16 protein-coding genes are annotated in these 16,894 nt (G+C 59.2%); 8 read left to right on the forward strand and 8 right to left on the reverse strand.

Features of this window, described 5'->3' with window-relative positions; all coding sequences use genetic code 11:
* Window positions 1-97 precede the first annotated feature (97 nt).
* From ACA058_RS05475 to ACA058_RS05490, 4 genes are all read right to left on the reverse strand, one after another.
* Window positions 98-502 (reverse strand): SufE family protein, encoded by a 405-nt coding sequence (locus ACA058_RS05475; protein ID WP_497638192.1) that lies wholly within the window; start codon window positions 500-502, stop codon window positions 98-100.
* Complete coding sequence (locus tag ACA058_RS05480) at window positions 499-1,704, reverse strand: aminotransferase class V-fold PLP-dependent enzyme (RefSeq protein WP_497638193.1); 1,206 nt, start codon at window positions 1,702-1,704, stop codon at window positions 499-501. Before ACA058_RS05480 ends, ACA058_RS05475 begins: the two co-directional genes overlap by 4 nt.
* A 199-nt stretch (window positions 1,705-1,903) precedes the next feature.
* Window positions 1,904-2,938, reverse strand: coding sequence for a 2,3,4,5-tetrahydropyridine-2,6-dicarboxylate N-succinyltransferase (gene dapD / locus ACA058_RS05485; protein ID WP_497638194.1), 1,035 nt, complete (start codon window positions 2,936-2,938; stop codon window positions 1,904-1,906).
* Window positions 2,939-2,970: 32 nt separating this feature from the next.
* Window positions 2,971-3,333 (reverse strand): ArsC family reductase, encoded by a 363-nt coding sequence (locus ACA058_RS05490; protein ID WP_431756869.1) that lies wholly within the window; start codon window positions 3,331-3,333, stop codon window positions 2,971-2,973.
* 197 nt (window positions 3,334-3,530) lie between these two features.
* On the opposite strand from ACA058_RS05490, the gene ACA058_RS05495 reads away from it, so the two are divergent.
* Window positions 3,531-4,421 (forward strand): cation:proton antiporter domain-containing protein, encoded by an 891-nt coding sequence (locus ACA058_RS05495; RefSeq protein WP_497639865.1) that lies wholly within the window; start codon window positions 3,531-3,533, stop codon window positions 4,419-4,421.
* 164 nt (window positions 4,422-4,585) lie between these two features.
* Here ACA058_RS05495 and ACA058_RS05500 read toward each other — a convergent pair whose 3' ends face one another.
* From ACA058_RS05500 to map, 4 genes are all read right to left on the reverse strand, one after another.
* Window positions 4,586-5,293, reverse strand: coding sequence for a M12 family metallopeptidase (locus tag ACA058_RS05500; protein ID WP_497639866.1), 708 nt, complete (start codon window positions 5,291-5,293; stop codon window positions 4,586-4,588).
* A gap of 182 nt (window positions 5,294-5,475) precedes the next feature.
* Window positions 5,476-6,675 carry a succinyldiaminopimelate transaminase gene (dapC, locus tag ACA058_RS05505; protein WP_497638195.1) on the reverse strand — a complete coding sequence of 400 codons (1,200 nt, stop codon included), beginning with the start codon at window positions 6,673-6,675 and terminating at the stop codon, window positions 5,476-5,478.
* A gap of 211 nt (window positions 6,676-6,886) precedes the next feature.
* Window positions 6,887-9,589 (reverse strand): [protein-PII] uridylyltransferase, encoded by a 2,703-nt coding sequence (locus tag ACA058_RS05510; protein ID WP_497638196.1) that lies wholly within the window; start codon window positions 9,587-9,589, stop codon window positions 6,887-6,889.
* Window positions 9,590-9,630: 41 nt separating this feature from the next.
* On the reverse strand, window positions 9,631-10,413 hold the full coding sequence (gene map, locus ACA058_RS05515; RefSeq protein ID WP_497638197.1) for a type I methionyl aminopeptidase: 783 nt from the start codon (window positions 10,411-10,413) through the stop codon (window positions 9,631-9,633).
* A 372-nt stretch (window positions 10,414-10,785) separates the two neighbouring features.
* Here map and rpsB point away from each other — a divergent pair, with 372 nt between their 5' ends.
* The 7 genes from rpsB to ispC all read left to right on the forward strand — a co-directional run bounded on the left by rpsB (window position 10,786) and on the right by ispC (window position 16,846).
* Window positions 10,786-11,523 (forward strand): 30S ribosomal protein S2, encoded by a 738-nt coding sequence (gene rpsB, locus ACA058_RS05520; RefSeq protein WP_008028964.1) that lies wholly within the window; start codon window positions 10,786-10,788, stop codon window positions 11,521-11,523.
* Window positions 11,524-11,713: 190 nt separating this feature from the next.
* Window positions 11,714-12,577, forward strand: a complete 864-nt coding sequence (gene tsf / locus ACA058_RS05525) for a translation elongation factor Ts (protein ID WP_497638198.1) — start codon at window positions 11,714-11,716, stop codon at window positions 12,575-12,577.
* Between the two features lie 209 nt (window positions 12,578-12,786).
* A complete protein-coding gene (gene pyrH / locus ACA058_RS05530) occupies window positions 12,787-13,530 on the forward strand; it encodes a UMP kinase (RefSeq protein WP_003222124.1) in 744 nt (247 codons plus the stop codon).
* On the forward strand, window positions 13,527-14,084 hold the full coding sequence (frr, locus tag ACA058_RS05535; RefSeq protein WP_497638199.1) for a ribosome recycling factor: 558 nt from the start codon (window positions 13,527-13,529) through the stop codon (window positions 14,082-14,084). Before pyrH ends, frr begins: the two co-directional genes overlap by 4 nt.
* Window positions 14,085-14,097: 13 nt before the next feature.
* On the forward strand, window positions 14,098-14,853 hold the full coding sequence (gene uppS, locus ACA058_RS05540; RefSeq protein WP_497638200.1) for a polyprenyl diphosphate synthase: 756 nt from the start codon (window positions 14,098-14,100) through the stop codon (window positions 14,851-14,853).
* Window positions 14,853-15,659 (forward strand): phosphatidate cytidylyltransferase, encoded by an 807-nt coding sequence (locus tag ACA058_RS05545; protein ID WP_497638201.1) that lies wholly within the window; start codon window positions 14,853-14,855, stop codon window positions 15,657-15,659. The genes uppS and ACA058_RS05545 overlap by 1 nt, the downstream gene beginning before the upstream one ends.
* Window positions 15,656-16,846 carry a 1-deoxy-D-xylulose-5-phosphate reductoisomerase gene (gene ispC / locus ACA058_RS05550; protein WP_497638202.1) on the forward strand — a complete coding sequence of 397 codons (1,191 nt, stop codon included), beginning with the start codon at window positions 15,656-15,658 and terminating at the stop codon, window positions 16,844-16,846. Before ACA058_RS05545 ends, ispC begins: the two co-directional genes overlap by 4 nt.
* Window positions 16,847-16,894: the final 48 nt, after the last annotated feature.

Here is a 16,894-nt window from a genome sequence, read left to right on the forward strand (position 1 = left end):
TGCGTGGGAATGCAGCCCGGGACGCTCCGCGTCCCTTCCAAAGCCGAACGCGGAGCGTCCGTGGAGGCATTCCCACGCAGAGCGTGGGAACGATCAGTTAGGCGGCGAGTTCACGCATCCGTTGTAAAACCGCATTCAAGCCATTACTGCGTGACTGCGACAGCTGCCGCCCTAGCCCCAATTGATTGAACCAGTCCGGCAAATCAACCTGCTGCAACTCAGCCGCCGACAATCCATTGACCCGCGCCAGCAGCAACGCCACCAACCCGCGAATCAAGCGCGCATCGCTGTTGGCGCTGAACTGCCAATGGCCATCGCGCAACTCACCCACCAGCCACACCTGGCTTTCACAACCGTGCACCCGATTGGCGTCGCACATCTGCGCCTCGCTCAAGGCGGGCAGGCGCTCGCCCCATTGCATCAACAGCCGCGCCCGCTGTTCCCAACCAGCGGCAGCCTGAAAGGTTTCGAGTGCAGTAACGGCATCAGCAGGCAAGTTCATCGCAATAACTCCAGCGCCTGATCCAGCGCTTCAAAGAACCGCTCCAGATCTTCGCAATCGTTGTACAACGCCAACGACACCCGAATCGCCCCAGCCAGTTCGAAGCTTTTGAGCAGCGGCATGGCGCAATGATGACCGGCGCGCACGGCGATCCCTTGTTCCGTCAGCAAATGCGCAAGATCCGAGTTATGCACACCTTCGACGGTAAAACTGGCCAGGGCCACTTGCGGCCTGCCCAACAACCGAATGCCGTTGCGTGCCTCAAGGCCTTTCAACAGATAGTCATGCAGCGCCGCTTCATGAGCCGAGACCGCGTCCTGATCGAGACCAGCGAGGTAATCCAGAGTTGCCCCGAGCCCGATGACACTGGAAATCGGCGGCGTTCCGGCTTCGAAGCCTAAAGGTGCCGGCCGAAATCGTGCGTCGTGATAATTGGCGTCCAGCACCATCTCGCCGCCGAACTGCCAGGGGCGCAGTTGTTGCAGCACCTCATTGCGCCCGAACAGCACGCCCAGGCCATCGGGGCCGTAGAGCTTGTGGCTGGAAAACACATAGAAATCGCAGCCCAGCGCCTGCACGTCGTGACGGCCATGGACCACGCCCTGGGCGCCGTCGATCACGGTCAACGCGTTGTGCGCCTTGGCCAGCGCCAGCAGCGCGGGCAGCGGTTGCCAGGCGCCGATGACGTTGGACAATTGGCTGACTGCCAACAGTCGCGTGCGTGGGCCGATCAGCTGTGTGGCGGCTTCGAGGTCGATCACACCGTCGGTATCCAGCGGCAGGATCACCAGTTTCAGTTCGCGGCGGCGCGCCAGTTGCTGCCATGGCAGCAGATTGGCGTGATGCTCCAGGGCGCTGATGACGATCTCGTCGCCCGGATTGAATGAGTGTTCCAGGCCATAGGCGAGGAGGTTCAGCGCACTAGTCGCGCCGTGGGTAAAGATGATCTGCCCGCTGTCACCGGCATTGAGCCATTGCGCGACTTTGCGGCGGCTGTCCTCGAACGCCTGGGTGGCGTGGGCGCCGGGCAGGTGTTGCGCCCGATGTACGTTGGCCGCGCCATTGGCGTAGTAATGCGCCAGGGCATCCAGCAGGGCTTGCGGTTTTTGCGTGGTGGCGGCGTTGTCCAGATACGTCTGGCCTTGCCGTTGCAGGGCGGCGATGGCCGGAAAGTCGGCGCGCCAGGGAGAGGGAATCATCATGCTGTTCGCCTGTACGCCTGACCCCTGTAGGAGCGAGCTTTTGTGGTGAGGGGATTTATCCCCGTTGGGCCGCGCAGCGGACCTAAACCCTGCGAGCGCGGTGTGTCAGATGCACCGCAAGCGCTGGATTTACGACTGCTACGCAGTCGAACGGGGATAAATCCCCTCGCCACAGGGGATCCCACAGAGTCTACGACGCTTAGTTGTGAGCGTGCAGCGCTTCGTTCAGTTCGATGGCCGATTTGTGGGTTTTGCATTCCACGGCACCGGTTTCCGAATTGCGACGGAACAGCAGGTCGGTCTGGCCGGCCAGTTCACGGGCCTTCACGACCTTGACCAGCTTGTTGTTCTCGTCCAGCAGCGCCACCTTGGTACCGGCAGTCACGTACAGGCCCGACTCAACGGTGTTGCGATCGCCCAACGGGATGCCGATACCGGCGTTGGCGCCGATCAGGCAGCCTTCGCCAACCTTGATCACGATGTTGCCGCCGCCCGACAGGGTACCCATGGTCGAGCAACCGCCGCCCAGGTCCGAACCCTTGCCGACGAATACGCCAGCGGAGACGCGGCCTTCGATCATGCCCGGGCCTTCGGTGCCGGCGTTGAAGTTGATGAAGCCTTCGTGCATCACGGTGGTGCCTTCGCCCACGTAGGCGCCCAGGCGCAGGCGCGCGGCGTCAGCGATACGCACGCCGGCCGGTACGACGTAGTCGGTCATTTTCGGGAACTTGTCCACCGAGAACACTTCCAGCAGCTCGCCACGCAGACGGGCTTCCAGTTGATGTTCGGCCAGTTCGGCAAGGTCGATCGCGCCCTGGCTGGTCCAGGCCACGTTCGGCAGCAGCGGGAACACGCCGGCCAGGCTCAGGCCGTGTGGCTTGACCAGGCGATGGGACAGCAGGTGCAGCTTGAGGTAGGCCTCAGGCGTGGAGGTCAGTTGTGCGTCTTCGGCCAGGACAGTGGCGACCAGCGGCTTGTGGCTCTCGGCCAGACGGGTCAGCAGGGCGGCCTGGGTAGCGTCGACGCCTTTAACGGCTTCAGCCAGATGTGAAGCTTGCGCGGTGGTGAAGGTGATGGCCTGGTTGCCTTCGGTGTAGCCCAGGATCGGCGCAATGGCAGCGACCAGTTCGGCCGACGGGTTGAGCAATGGCTGTGCGTAAAACACTTCCAGCCAGGCGCCTTGACGGTTTTGAGTGCCGACACCAAAGGCCAGGCTGAACAGGGTAGTGGACATGTTGATACCTCTAACAAATTGAAACGGGCTGCTTACTTGAGCGCGGCCGCGTAGATATCTGGCTTGAAGCCAATCAGGGTTCGGTCACCGAGATCGAGCACCGGGCGCTTGATCATCGAAGGTTGTGCGAGCATCAGTTCGATGGCTTTCGACTGGTCGAGATCGGCTTTGCGTTCGTCGTCGAGCTTGCGAAAGGTCGTGCCTGCACGGTTCAACACCACTTCCCAGCCGTGCTCGTTGCACCATTGGGTCAGGTATTCACGGTCGATGCCGACCGCTTTGTAATCATGAAAGTCATAGCTGACAGCGTGTTCATCGAGCCAGGTGCGCGCCTTTTTCATGGTGTCGCACGCTTTGATGCCGAAAAGGTGCAACGTTTTACTTGAAACGGTCAAGGAATCGTCCCCTTTACAGGTGTCGGAAATAAAAGGTGTCGGATTATGCCATGACCGGACGGTTTCGCGGCGGCTGTAGGACAAAACCTCTGGGAATGCGGTTGTGACAAGGTGCGACATAGGTGTAAGGGCAAGCGCACAGACTAAGCAACTAATATGGCACTTCAATGCTGTCGATTGTCCGGGAACCACGTTTTGTGCAAATCGCCTACACCGTCCTGATCCTGTTGATGCTGGTGGGCGTTTCGCGCCTGCTCGGACGGGTGATCCCGCTGCCATTGCCGTTGGTGCAAATTGCAGCGGGTGCCTCGCTAGCCTGGCCGACCCTCGGACTGCATGTAGCGCTGGACCCTGAATTGTTTCTGTTTCTGTTTCTGTTCCTGCCGCCATTGTTGTTTTCCGACGGCTGGCGCATGCCCAAACGTGAATTCTGGCATCTACGTGGCCCGATCCTGACCCTGACCCTGACCCTGGCCGTGGGGTTGGTGCTGTTTACCGTGGTTGGCGCCGGGTATTTCATTCACTGGTTGCTGCCGAGTATCCCGCTGCCGGTGGCATTTGCGTTGGCTGTGGTGCTGTCGCCCACGGACGCCGTGGCGGTGTCGGCGATCTCTCAGAATCGTTTGCCGACGCCCTTGATGCACATCCTGCAGGGCGAGTCGTTGATGAACGATGCCTTGGGTCTGGTGACGTTCAAGTTCGCCCTTGTGGATGCAGTGACCGGGGCGTTCTCGCTGGCCAACGCCAGTGTCACCTTTGTATTGGTGGCGGTCGGCGGCCTGGCCATCGGCGTGGCGTTGAGCTGGCTGGTGGGGCGCCTGCGCGCGTGGATGATTGCCCGTGGCTGGGATGACCCGGCCGGCCACGTCGTTCGGCATCAGTTGGAGGTATTCAATGACTCGGCCGAAGCCCAGGCACTGGCGTTTCAAATGGATTTGCTGGAGCGGCGTTTGCGCTTGAAGGCGCTGCGGGCTCAACGCCTGGAGTTTTATAAGCTCAGCCGTCACCACCAGATTGGTGATGACGTGTTGAGGGAGGTGCTCGGAGAGCTGGACTTGAGTGAAGCCAACCTTGGGCGAGTAACTTAGCTAACCGACTTATTCAATCTTCGAATGGTCGGGATGTTAGTGTTTTGGATAAAACAACTTTATCAACTTGTTCGTTCTGTTTTTTTGTTTTGCTGAAAGCAGGGGGGGGTGAATTGGGTGGGCTTTGAAATCGACTGAATTGCAATTTGTTGAGGAGAATGCTCTCATCCCTGTTTTGGGTATATTTTGCGCATCAGTCGGCGATCGTTTTGGCTAATGGTTGTGTTTTTTTCGGTAGACCAATCACCCATGGTCATATCATTGTGAATCTCATAGTGCATGATTGACATCGGGTCGTAGGGGGTGACCTGTGTGGTGGTTGTATCCAGTGTTCTGAAGAAGTTGTGATCAACTTCCTCTTTGGACCAGTTATGCCTGGTCAGATAATAGTTGTACATGAACGGTTTGTTCCATGGGATATCGGCTTTGGGATGTTGGTGCTCATGCTCCATCCCGAGTGCATGGCCGAACTCGTGCAAGACGGAACTTTCGAACCCCGGATGTGCAAGGTCGGTACCGATGTTCATCGTATTCTCGCCGGGCCCTCGCAGCGTGGCATCGGTGCCAATGGCTGAATAGTTCGCAGGTGCTTCCATGGTGATTCTAATATCGCCCTCAGCATCGCTTGCGAACTCCAGTGTCAGGTTGATGGAGGGCTGCCATTGCTTGATGGCTGCTATCGCGGCTTGGCGGTGTGCATCGGAGGGCGGGTTGAGAAAGGCGATTTTAAGCGTCCTGTGACTGGCCCAAAACTTACTGTGAGTGGCGACGCCACGCTTTTGTCTGCCTCCGCTGGAAGAAGTACTTTTATTGTCAGGTTTTTCATTAATTGCCGCGTTATAAGACTCTTGCTCGTCAAAACTGCTGATAATTTTGCATGGGTGTGTAAAGCATTGTTGTTCTCCTTGCTAGAACCCCTAAAGTTATTGATGAGTTGTGGTTCTAGTCGGAGGTTAGTTTGGGTTCTGGATGGCGTAAAGTTGGTATTTGTTAGTTGCTGTTGCGCAGGGGCTTAAAGCCTGCACTGCGTTGCACAGTGCAGGCAAGTTTCGTTTTACTTGTGGCGAGTTATGAAGTTGCGGATGCGTTCTGCCGCTTCTACACATTCAGCCAGTGGCGCAACCAGCGCCATGCGCACCCGGCCGGCACCCGGATTCGCGCCGTCAACATCACGGGACAGATAAGAGCCAGGCACCACGGTCACATGTTCTTCGACGAACAGATCGCGGCAGAATGCCTCGTCATCACCTTCAACATTCGGCCACAGGTAAAAACCGCCATCCGGGCGCTGCACGTCCATCACCGGGCCGAGGATTTCCAGCACCGCGTCATACTTCTCGCGATACAACGATCGGTTGGCGCGCACATGCACTTCGTCATTCCACGCGGCGACGCTGGCCAGTTGAGTCTGAACCGGCATCGCGCAGCCGTGGTAAGTGCGGTATAGCAGGAAGCCTTTGAGGATCTGCGCATCACCGGCAACAAAACCGGAACGCAGTCCCGGCAGGTTGGAGCGCTTGGACAGGCTGTGGAACACCACGCAGCGCTTGAAGTCCTTGCGGCCCAGTTCCGCGCAGGCGCTGAGCAGGCCCGCTGGCGGGGTTTGTTCGTCGAAGTAGAGTTCGCTGTAGCACTCGTCCGCGGCGATCACGAAGTCATGTTCGTCAGCCAGGGCGATCAGCTTTTTCAGGGTCTCGACCGGGATCAACGCGCCGGTCGGGTTGCCTGGCGAGCACAGGAACAGGATCTGGCAGCGTTTCCAGATGTCCGGGGAAACGGCATCGAAGTCCGGGTTGAAGCCGTTTTCGTCCAGGCACGGCAGGTAATGCGGCTTGGCCCCGGCGAGGAACGCCGCGCCTTCGTAGATCTGATAGAAGGGATTCGGGCTGACCACCAGCGCGTCGTCGCCACGATTGACCACGGTCTGGGTGAAGGCGAACAGCGCTTCACGGGTACCGTTGACCGGCAGCACGTTGCGCGCCGGGTCGATCCAGCCGTTCGGGACGTTGAAACGACGTTCACACCAAGCCGCAATGGCCTCACGCAGCGCCGGGATGCCGAGGGTAGTCGGGTACACCGCCATCTGGTCGAGATTGCTGGCCAGGGCCTCGGCGACGAAGCTTGGCGAACGGTGCTTCGGCTCACCGATGGATAACGCGATAGGACGCTTGTCCGGGTTAGGCGTGACGCTGCCAAGCAGGGCGCGGAGCTTCTCGAACGGGTAGGGCTGGAGCTGGGTCAGAGCGTTGTTCATGGGGGCCTCATTCAATGTTGGAGCGAGCCCTGTGGTGAGGGGATTTATCCCCGTTCGGCTGCGGAGCAGTCGTAAACCATGTTATGCGGTGTGACTGGCACACCACTGTTGCAGGTTTTAGGGCCGCTGCGCGACCCGTCGGGGCGGTGCGACGTTTCGCTAAATCCCCTCACCACAAGTATTCGTATCCCACAGGGGAAAATTGTTTAACTCAGATACTGATGCGCGAGAGTTTGATATCGGGTTCCTGGTTGACGCTCAGTTGTTCGACGATTGCATCCTGCAAACGACTGCACAGCAGCGGGTCGGACAATGGTTGGTTGTTCGCGTCGGTGATGAAGAACACGTCTTCCACCCGCTCGCCGAGGGTAGCGATCTTGGCGTTCTGCAGCGACAGGTCGAACTCCAGGAAGATCGTGCCGACCCGCGCCAGCAGGCCAGGGCGGTCGGGGGCGGTCAGTTCCAGTACGGTCACCTGACGCTGGGCGTCGTTGTGGATCGTCACCTGTGGCGCAAAGGCGAAATGCTTGAGCTGGCGCGGCACTCGACGCTGGATGATGGTCGGGTAATCGTCCGGATTGCGCAGGGCTTCGGCCAGGCCGTCACGGATCTGCTTGACCCGCACCGGGTTATCACCGATCGAGTCGCCGTCGGTGTCGAGCACAATGTAGGTGTCGAGGGTGAACTGGCTGCTGGAGGTGATGACCCGGGCGTCATGGATGTTCAGGTTGAGCTGGTCCATCGCGGCCACGGTCACGGCGAAGAAATCGTGCTGGTCCGGTGCGTAGATGAAGATCTGCGTGCCACCCTCGAACTCGCGTTGGGTGGTTTCCTTGATCAGCACCAGCGGCCCGCCGTCGGCCGGCTGCTGGAGGATCGCCTCGCTGTGCCAGGCGACGTCGCCGGCGGTATGGCGCAGGAAATAGTCATCCCCCAATTGCGCCCACAATTGCTCGACGTCATCCGGGTCGGTGCCGCCGCGCACCAGGATGTCCAGCGCGGCGCTCTGGGTCTGACGGATCTGTTCTTCGCGGTCCACCGGGTTTTCCAGGCCACGACGCAGGGCGCGCTTGGTTTCGGTGTAGAGCTGGCGCAGCAGGCTGGCCCGCCAGGAGTTCCACAGTGTCGGGTTAGTGGCGTTGATGTCGGCGACCGTCAGCACGTACAGGTAGTCGAGGCGGGTTTCGTCGCCCACTGTCTGCGCGAAATCATGGATCACCTGCGGATCGGACAAATCCTTGCGCTGGGCCGTGGTCGACATCACCAGATGGTTTTGCACCAGCCAGACGATCAGGCGGCTGTCCCACACCGGCAGTTGATGGCGCTGGCAGAAGGCTTCAGCGTCCACGGCGCCGATTTCCGAGTGATCGCCATGCCGGCCCTTGCCGATGTCGTGGTACAGGCCGGCCAGGTAGATCAGTTCAGGCTTGGGCAGCTTGGCCATGAGCTTGCTGGCCAACGGGAATTTTTCCGAGACCTGCGTGTACTGCAGCTTACGCAGGTGCTTGATCAGGTTCAGGGTGTGGGCGTCAACCGTATAGATGTGGAACAGGTCGTGCTGCATCTGGCCGACGATGAAACCGAATTCCGGCAGATAACGCCCGAGAATGCCGTAGCGGTTCATCCGGCGCAGGTTGCGGTGGATGCCGATCTTGCATTTGAACAGCTCGATGAACAGGCTGGTGTTGCGTATATCGTTGCGGAAGTCATCGTTGATCAGGTGCCGATTCTCGCGCAGCAGACGAATGGTGTCGGCGCGCACACCCTTGATTTCCGGTTGCTGGGCCATCAGCACGAAAATCTCGAGCATGGCAAACGGCGTGCGACGGAACACATTGTCGTTACGCGCCTCGATGTAGCCGTCGTGCAGCTGGAATCGCGAATTGACCGGCTGCGGCGGTGTCGCATCCTCCGGCGCGAGGATGACTTCCTCGAAGTGCTGGATGATCAGGTCGCTGAGCTGGGCAATGCTCATGACCACGCGGAAATACTGCTGCATGAAGTTCTCGACGGCTTGCTTGGCGTCGTCCCCTTCAAACCCCAGCAGCCCGGCAATGGTGCGCTGGTGATCGAACAGCAGGCGGTCTTCGGAGCGTCCGGCGAGCATGTGCAGCGCGTAACGGACTTTCCACAGGAACTCCTGGGAGGAGGCCAGCAGGGCGTTTTCGCTTTCTACCAGGAAACCTTCGCCGGCCAGTGCCCGCAGGTTCAAGGTGCCGTACTCGCGACGGGCCACCCAGAGAATCGTCTGGATATCCCGCAGGCCGCCGGGCGAGCCCTTGACGTTGGGTTCCAGGTTGTATTCGGTGTCGTTGTACTTGTGGTGACGGGCTTTCTGTTCGGCGCGCTTGGCCAGGAAGAAGTCCTTGCTTGGCCACATGTGCGCCGTGCTGGTGACATCCAGCATGCGCTGGCGCAAGCGCTCGGGGCCGCAGATGGTGCGGCTTTCCATCAGATTGGTGACTACCGTCAGGTCAGCGCGGGCCTCCTGTGCGCACTCGTCGACCGAGCGAACGCTCTGGCCGACTTCCAGGCCGATGTCCCACAGCAGCGTCAGGAAACGCTCGATGGAATCGCGAAAAACTTCGTGGTCGGCGCTGTCCAGCAGGATCAGCAGGTCGATGTCGGAGTAAGGGTGCAGTTCACCACGACCGTAGCCGCCGACCGCAACCAGCGCGATGTCGGCGTCTTCACTCCAGTTGAACTGTTCCCAGGCCTTTTGCAGGATGTTATCGACGAACCAGGCACGGTCCTCGATCAATCGGCGAATGTCCCGGCCGCTGCGAAAGCGCCCGTCGAGCACTTCGCGAGCCTGGCGGATCGCCTTCTTGAAGGCCGCGATCGGGCTGGCCTTCAGTGCCAGTTCAGCCTGGAACTGGCCGCGATCGAAGAGTTCGGGATCCACCTGCGGCATTGATTGGCTTTCCTTTCTATAGGCTGGGTACAGTGACTGAATCAGGCCGAAACGCGGGGGATGGTGTCATCGCTGCGCAGGGTGAAGATCTCGTAGCCGGTTTCGGTCACCAGCAGGGTGTGCTCCCACTGGGCCGACAGCTTGCGGTCCTTGGTGATCGCAGTCCAGCCATCGCCCAGCACCTTGGTGTCGGCGCGGCCCTGGTTGATCATCGGCTCGATGGTGAAGGTCATGCCGGCCTTCAGTTCCATGCCGGTACCGGCGCGGCCGTAGTGCAGGATCTGCGGCTCTTCATGGAACACCTTGCCGATGCCGTGGCCGCAGAACTCGCGAACCACCGAAAAGCCGTTTTTCTCGGCGTGTTTCTGGATGATTTCACCGATGTCGCCCAGGCGGCAGCCGGGCTTGACGATTTCAATCGCCTTGTACATGCATTCCTGGGTCACTTGCGACAGGCGCTCGGCCCAGACAGGCACACTGCCGATGTGGAACATGCGGCTGGTGTCGCCGTGGTAGCCGTCCTTGATGACGGTGACGTCGATGTTCAGGGTGTCGCCATCCTTGAGCGGCTTGTCGTTCGGGATGCCGTGGCAGACAACGTGGTTGATCGAGGTGCAGATCGACTTTGGATAGCCCTTGTAGTTCAGCGGGGCAGGGATGGCCTTCTGTTCGTTGACGATATAGTCGTGACAGATCTGGTTCAGTTGATCGGTGGTAACGCCTGGCTTGACATATTCGGCAATCATTTCCAGCACATCGGCGGCCAGTTTGCCGGCGACGCGCATTTTTGCGATGTCCTCGGGGGTTTTGAGGGTGACGGTCATACAGGCTCTCTCTGCGCTCGATGGCGCTTTCTTGACGAAAAGGGCGTTGCGCAATCGATCTTCGCAGCCCTGAAAAACGCGATTCTAACAGACGATCAGCGCAAATCCGCGGCTCTGTGCATCGCTTCTCTCTATAGAATGGTGCATTCTGGGCGGATTCCAAGGGGTGGCGTTGTGCGTTCGCCTCGATTTCAGAATCCGGGTTCCGTTTTTTCCCGCCTTGTGATATAAAATGCGCCGCTTTCCGGGGATGCCCCGAAAAGCCTAAATCCACACACGTGTCGACACGATGACCTGGGTGCCGCAAGCGAAATGCTGGTGGTTGGTCATTGGGATACGTGGAGGCCAAACCCGACTTATTAAGGAACTATCATGTCCCAAGTCAACATGCGCGATATGCTGAAGGCCGGTGTGCACTTCGGTCACCAGACCCGTTACTGGAACCCGAAAATGGGTAAATACATTTTCGGCGCGCGTAACAAGATCCACATCATCAACCTTGAAAAAACCCTGCCAATGTTCAACGAAGCTCTGACTTTCGTAGAGCGCCTGGCCCAGGGCAAAAACAAGATTCTGTTCGTCGGCACCAAGCGTTCCGCTGGCAAGATCGTTGCTGAAGAAGCAGCACGTTGCGGTTCGCCGTACGTCGATCACCGCTGGTTGGGCGGCATGCTGACCAACTTCAAGACCATCCGTGCTTCCATCAAGCGTCTGCGTGACCTTGAAGTCCAAGCCGAAGACGGTACTTTCGCCAAGCTGACCAAGAAAGAAGCGCTGATGCGCTCCCGTGACCTGGAAAAGCTGGATCGTTCCCTGGGTGGTATCAAGGACATGGGCGGTCTGCCAGACGCTCTGTTCGTTATCGACGTTGATCACGAGCGCATCGCGATCACCGAAGCCAACAAGCTGGGCATCCCGGTTATCGGCGTAGTCGATACCAACAGCAGCCCGGAAGGCGTTGACTACATCATCCCAGGCAACGATGACGCAATCCGCGCTATCCAGCTGTACATGGGTTCGATGGCTGACGCTGTTATCCGTGGTCGCAACCACGTTGCTGGCGGCACCGAGCAGTTCGTTGAAGAAGCTCCGGCAGCTGCAGCTGAGTAATTGACGCCCTGGCGTTGACTCAGTAAGCAAAAAGGGGGCTTGGCCCCCTTTTTGCCACCTCGAAAACCGTTTGTCGGCGCCCACTGCTCTATCTGTAACGTGCGGCAGCTAACAAGGGTGGTTCGGGAAGAATTGAACGCCCGTTCGATCGGGTGGAATGGTTGATAACCTATCCAAGAGGAATTTTGAAATGGCAGAGATTACTGCAGCGTTGGTCAAAGAACTGCGCGAGCGTACTGGCGAAGGCATGATGGACTGCAAAAAGGCCTTGACCAAGGCTGGCGGCGACATCGAGCAAGCCATTGATGACATGCGTGCTTCGGGCGCCATCAAGGCTGCCAAGAAAGCGGGCAACGTTGCCGCTGAAGGCGCGATCGCTCTGAGGGAAGACGGTAAATCCGCTGTTCTTCTGGAAGTGAACTCGCAGACCGACTTCCTGGCTCTGCAGGACGACTTCAAGGCATTTGTTGCTGCCAGCGTTGAAAAAGCGTTCGCTGACAAACTGACTGATGTCGCTCCGCTGATCGAGGCTCAAGAAACCGATCGCCTGGTTCTGGTCGGCAAGGTTGGCGAAAACGTCAACATCCGTCGCCTGACACGCGTTGAAGGTGATGTTGTCGGTGGCTACCTGCACGGCAACAAGATTGGTGTTGCGGTTGTTCTCAAGGGCGGCGACGTTGAGCTGGCCAAAGACATCGCTATGCACGTAGCGGCTACCAACCCTGAATTCCTGCTGCCATCGGAAGTTTCCGCTGAAGCGATCGAGCGCGAGAAAGGCGTGTTCCTGACCCTCAACGCTGACAAGATCGCCGGCAAGCCAGAAAACATTGTTGAAAACATGGTCAAAGGCCGTATCAGCAAGTTCCTGGCTGAAGCGAGCCTGGTTGAGCAGGCGTTCGTGAAGAACCCTGAAATCAAGGTCGGCGACCTGGCCAAGAAAGCCGGCGCTGAAATCGTTTCCTTCACCTACTTCAAGGTTGGCGAAGGCATCGAGAAGCCAGTTGACAACTTCGCTGAAGAAGTTGCTGCACAGCTGGCTGCCGCCAAGCAATAAGACAGGTTTTTAACTGTCGCCCTGAAGAGGCTGCCCGCTCACGCGCGCAGCCTCTTTTCAGATGGGTTGCCAATTTTTATTGGTTTCCATTTGGAACTGGCTTACAAAGCCATGTTCCGATGGCGCTGAAGCAGCGCCACGCTAGAGTGAACGCCAGCTGAAAACAGCTCGCAAAGAATTTTTAAAATACGCCGCAGGAGAGATTCGCAATGGCTCAGCAGGGCAGTGGTTATCAGGCTCGCTATAAACGCATTCTACTCAAGCTTAGCGGCGAGGCCCTGATGGGCTCGGAAGAGTTCGGGATCGACCCGAAAGTTCTGGATCGCATGGCGCTGGAAGTCGGCCAGCTGGTCGGCATCGGTGTCCAGGTCGGTCTGGTGATCGGCGGCGGCAACCTGTTCCGCGGCGAAGCGCTGAGCAAGGCCGGCATGGACCGGGTCACGGGCGACCACATGGGCATGCTGGCCACTGTGATGAACGCCCTGGCCATGCGCGACGCGCTGGAACGTGCCAATATCTCGGCCATCGTGATGTCGGCCATTTCCATGGTTGGCGTGACCGATCACTACGATCGCCGCAAGGCCATGCGCCACCTGAATTCCAAGGATGTGGTGATTTTCGCGGCCGGCACCGGCAACCCGTTCTTCACCACGGATTCGGCCGCTTGCCTGCGTGCAATTGAAATCGACGCCGATGTCGTGCTCAAGGCAACCAAGGTCGATGGCGTCTACACCGCTGACCCATTCAAAGACCCGCATGCCGAGAAGTTCGATCATCTGACCTACGATGAAGTACTGGATCGCAAGCTGGGCGTGATGGATCTGACGGCCATTTGCCTGTGCCGCGACCACAAGATGCCGCTGCGCGTATTTAACATGAACAAGCCCGGCGCCCTGCTGAACATCGTGCATGGTGGCGCTGAAGGGACCCTGATCGAGGAAGGCCAACAATGATCAACGAAATCAAGAAAGACGCTCAAGAGCGCATGCAGAAGTCCGTGGAATCGCTGACGCACAACTTCGGTCGTATCCGTACCGGCCAGGCGCATCCAAGCATCCTGGAAGGTGTGATGGTTCCGTACTACGGTGCCGATACCCCGATCAAGCAAGTGGCGAACATCACCGTCAAGGACGCGCGTACCCTGCAAGTCGTTGCCTTTGAACGCAACATGCTGGGCGCCGTCGACAAGGCCATCGGCAGTGCGGGTCTGAACCTCAACCCGACCAACCTGGGTGAGTTGCTGCTGATCTCCATGCCGGCCCTGACCGAGGAAACCCGCAAGGGCTTCACCAAGCAGGCGCGTGACGTGGCTGAAGATGCCCGGGTTGCCGTGCGCAACATCCGTCGTGACGCCAACAGCTCGCTGAAGGATCTGGTCAAGGAAAAGGAAATCAGCGAAGACGAAGAGCGTCGCGCAACCGGCGAAATCGATGATCTGACCAAGAAGTACGTGGCTCAAATCGACGCGAACCTGGCGCAGAAAGAAAAAGACCTGATGGCCGTATAAGGGTCGCGTTTTCATGGAAAAGACCAAGCAGGTTGCAACGTCCACGGTACCGCGCCATGTCGCGATCATCATGGATGGTAATAATCGCTGGGCGAAAAAACGCTTTATGCCGGGTGTCGCCGGGCATAAAGCGGGTGTGGATGCGGTGCGCGCGGTCATCGAGGTGTGCGCCGAGGCGGGGGTCGAAGTCTTGACCTTGTTCGCGTTCTCCAGTGAGAACTGGCAGCGCCCTGCCGATGAAGTCAGTGCCTTGATGGATTTGTTCTTCAAGGCGTTGCGTCGAGAGGCCAAGCGCCTCAACGACAACAACATCAGCTTGCGCATCATTGGCGACCGTTCGCGCTTCCACCCGGAACTTCAGGCTGCCATGCGTGAAGCCGAAGCCATGACGGCCGGCGCCAATCGCTTCGTCCTGCAGATCGCCGCCAACTACGGCGGTCAGTGGGATATCGCACAAGCCGCACAACGCCTGGCGCGTGAAGTCCAGGCCGGGCATCTGCGTCCGGAGGACATCACCCCGCAACTGCTGCAAACCTGTCTGGCCACCGGCGATCTGCCGTTGCCGGACTTGTGCATCCGTACCGGTGGCGAACATCGCATCAGTAATTTCCTGCTGTGGCAACTGGCCTACGCCGAGTTGTACTTCTCCGACCTGTTCTGGCCGGACTTCAAACACGACGCCATGCGCAATGCGCTGGCCGATTTCGCATCTCGCCAGCGCCGCTTTGGTAAAACGAGTGAGCAGGTCGAGGCTGGAGCCCGGGTTTAATGCTTAAACAACGAATCATCACCGCGCTGATCCTGCTGCCGATTGCCCTGGGTGGGTTTTTTCTGCTGGAGGGTTCCGCTTTTGCGCTGTTCATCGGCCTGGTCGTGACCCTGGGCGCCTGGGAATGGGCGCGCCTGGCCGGTTTCACCGCTCAAGCGTTTCGTGTGGGCTATGCCGCCGTCGTCGCCTTGATGCTGTTCGTCATGTACATCCTGCCTGGCCTCGCGCCATGGGTGCTGGGTGCTTCGGTGCTTTGGTGGGCGCTTGCGACCTATCTGGTGCTGACCTACCCGCGCTCCAGCGAGTATTGGGCGAGCGCCGCCTGCAAGCTGGCGATTGGCCTGTTGATCCTGTTGCCGGCCTGGCAAGGCCTGGTACAGATCAAGCAGTACCCGCTGGGTAACTGGTTGATCATGGCGGTGATGGTGCTGGTCTGGGGCGCCGACATCGGTGCTTATTTTTCCGGGCGTGCTTTCGGCAAGCGCAAGCTGGCGCCGCAGGTCAGCCCGGGCAAAAGCTGGGAAGGCGTGTACGGCGGCCTGGCCTTGAGCCTGGTGATCACCACCCTGGTTGCCCTGGTGCGTGACTGGACAGTGGCGCAATTGTTCAAGGGGTTGATCGGCGCCGCGCTGATCGTTTTCGTCTCGGTGGTGGGTGATCTCACCGAAAGCATGTTCAAGCGCCAGTCCGGGATCAAAGACAGCAGCAATCTGCTGCCGGGGCATGGCGGCGTGCTGGACCGCATCGACAGTCTGACCGCGGCGATCCCGGTGTTTGCAGTGCTGTTGTGGATGGCTGCACCGTGAGCCGTCCTCAGCAGATTACTGTCCTGGGGGCCACGGGTTCGATTGGTTTGAGCACCCTGGATGTCATCGCCCGCCACCCCGAGCGCTATCAGGTTTTCGCCTTGAGCGGTTACAGTCGCCTGAGCGAGCTGCTGGCGCTGTGCGTGCGTCACGCCCCACGGTTTGCCGTGGTGCCTGAAACCGCTGCTGCCCGAGGCTTGCAGGAAGATCTGCACGCGGCAGGTCTGTCGACTCGCGTTCTGGTGGGGGAGGAGGGGTTGTGTCAGGTTGCTTCCGCCCCTGATGTCGATGCGGTCATGGCCGCCATCGTCGGTGCGGCGGGCTTGCGCCCGACCCTGGCGGCCGTCGAGGCCGGCAAGAAAATTCTCCTGGCCAATAAGGAAGCGCTGGTCATGTCCGGCGCATTGTTCATGCAGGCCGTGCGCAAAAGCGGGTCGGTATTGCTGCCGATCGACAGTGAGCACAACGCGATTTTCCAGTGCATGCCCCGGGATTTTGCCCGTGGCCTGGATGCGGTCGGCGTGCGCCGGATCCTGCTGACCGCCTCTGGCGGTCCGTTCCGGCAGACACCCATGGCTGAGTTGGCGCATGTTTCGCCCGAGCAGGCCTGTGCCCACCCTAATTGGTCCATGGGGCGCAAGATCTCGGTCGATTCGGCCAGCATGATGAATAAAGGGCTTGAATTGATCGAGGCCTGCTGGCTGTTCGATGCCAAGCCGTCTCAGGTTGAAGTGGTGATTCACCCCCAAAGTGTGATTCATTCGCTGGTCGACTACATCGATGGCTCGGTATTGGCCCAATTGGGTAATCCGGACATGCGTACGCCGATCGCCAATGCGCTGGCCTGGCCAGAGCGAATTGACTCAGGCGTGCCGCCGCTGGACCTGTTTTCCGTCGCGCGTCTGGACTTCCAGGCGCCTGATGAAGATCGATTCCCGTGCCTGCGCCTGGCCCGTCAGGCCGCCGAGGCGGGCAACAGCGCTCCGGCGATGTTGAATGCGGCAAATGAAGTCGCTGTCGCGGCCTTTCTCGATGGACGGGTTCGTTACCTGGAAATCGCGAGTATCATCGAGGAAGTACTCAATCTCGAGCCTGTGGTTGTAGTCAATGATCTTGAGGCGGTGTTCACGGCAGACGCCAAGGCGCGCGTGCTGGCCGAGCAATGGTTGAGTCGTCACGGGCGGTAAGTGTTGCAATGCGCTGGCCCATGCAGCACTGGATGCAGGACTAGATAG

The sequence above is a fragment of the Pseudomonas sp. LBUM1649 genome, assembly GCF_059716155.1.

What these genes read in the sequence shown, in the direction of transcription:
- ACA058_RS05475 (WP_497638192.1), bottom strand. Translation starts at nt 502, where the DNA reads ATGAACTTGCCTGCTGATGCCGTTACTGCACTCGAAACCTTTCAGGCT.
- ACA058_RS05480 (WP_497638193.1), bottom strand. Translation starts at nt 1,704, where the DNA reads ATGATGATTCCCTCTCCCTGGCGCGCCGACTTTCCGGCCATCGCCGCC.
- dapD (WP_497638194.1), bottom strand. Translation starts at nt 2,938, where the DNA reads ATGTCCACTACCCTGTTCAGCCTGGCCTTTGGTGTCGGCACTCAAAAC.
- dapC (WP_497638195.1), bottom strand. Translation starts at nt 6,675, where the DNA reads ATGAACAACGCTCTGACCCAGCTCCAGCCCTACCCGTTCGAGAAGCTC.
- ACA058_RS05510 (WP_497638196.1), bottom strand. Translation starts at nt 9,589, where the DNA reads ATGCCGCAGGTGGATCCCGAACTCTTCGATCGCGGCCAGTTCCAGGCT.
- map (WP_497638197.1), bottom strand. Translation starts at nt 10,413, where the DNA reads ATGACCGTCACCCTCAAAACCCCCGAGGACATCGCAAAAATGCGCGTC.
- rpsB (WP_008028964.1), top strand. Translation starts at nt 10,786, where the DNA reads ATGTCCCAAGTCAACATGCGCGATATGCTGAAGGCCGGTGTGCACTTC.
- tsf (WP_497638198.1), top strand. Translation starts at nt 11,714, where the DNA reads ATGGCAGAGATTACTGCAGCGTTGGTCAAAGAACTGCGCGAGCGTACT.
- pyrH (WP_003222124.1), top strand. Translation starts at nt 12,787, where the DNA reads ATGGCTCAGCAGGGCAGTGGTTATCAGGCTCGCTATAAACGCATTCTA.
- frr (WP_497638199.1), top strand. Translation starts at nt 13,527, where the DNA reads ATGATCAACGAAATCAAGAAAGACGCTCAAGAGCGCATGCAGAAGTCC.
- uppS (WP_497638200.1), top strand. Translation starts at nt 14,098, where the DNA reads ATGGAAAAGACCAAGCAGGTTGCAACGTCCACGGTACCGCGCCATGTC.
- ACA058_RS05545 (WP_497638201.1), top strand. Translation starts at nt 14,853, where the DNA reads ATGCTTAAACAACGAATCATCACCGCGCTGATCCTGCTGCCGATTGCC.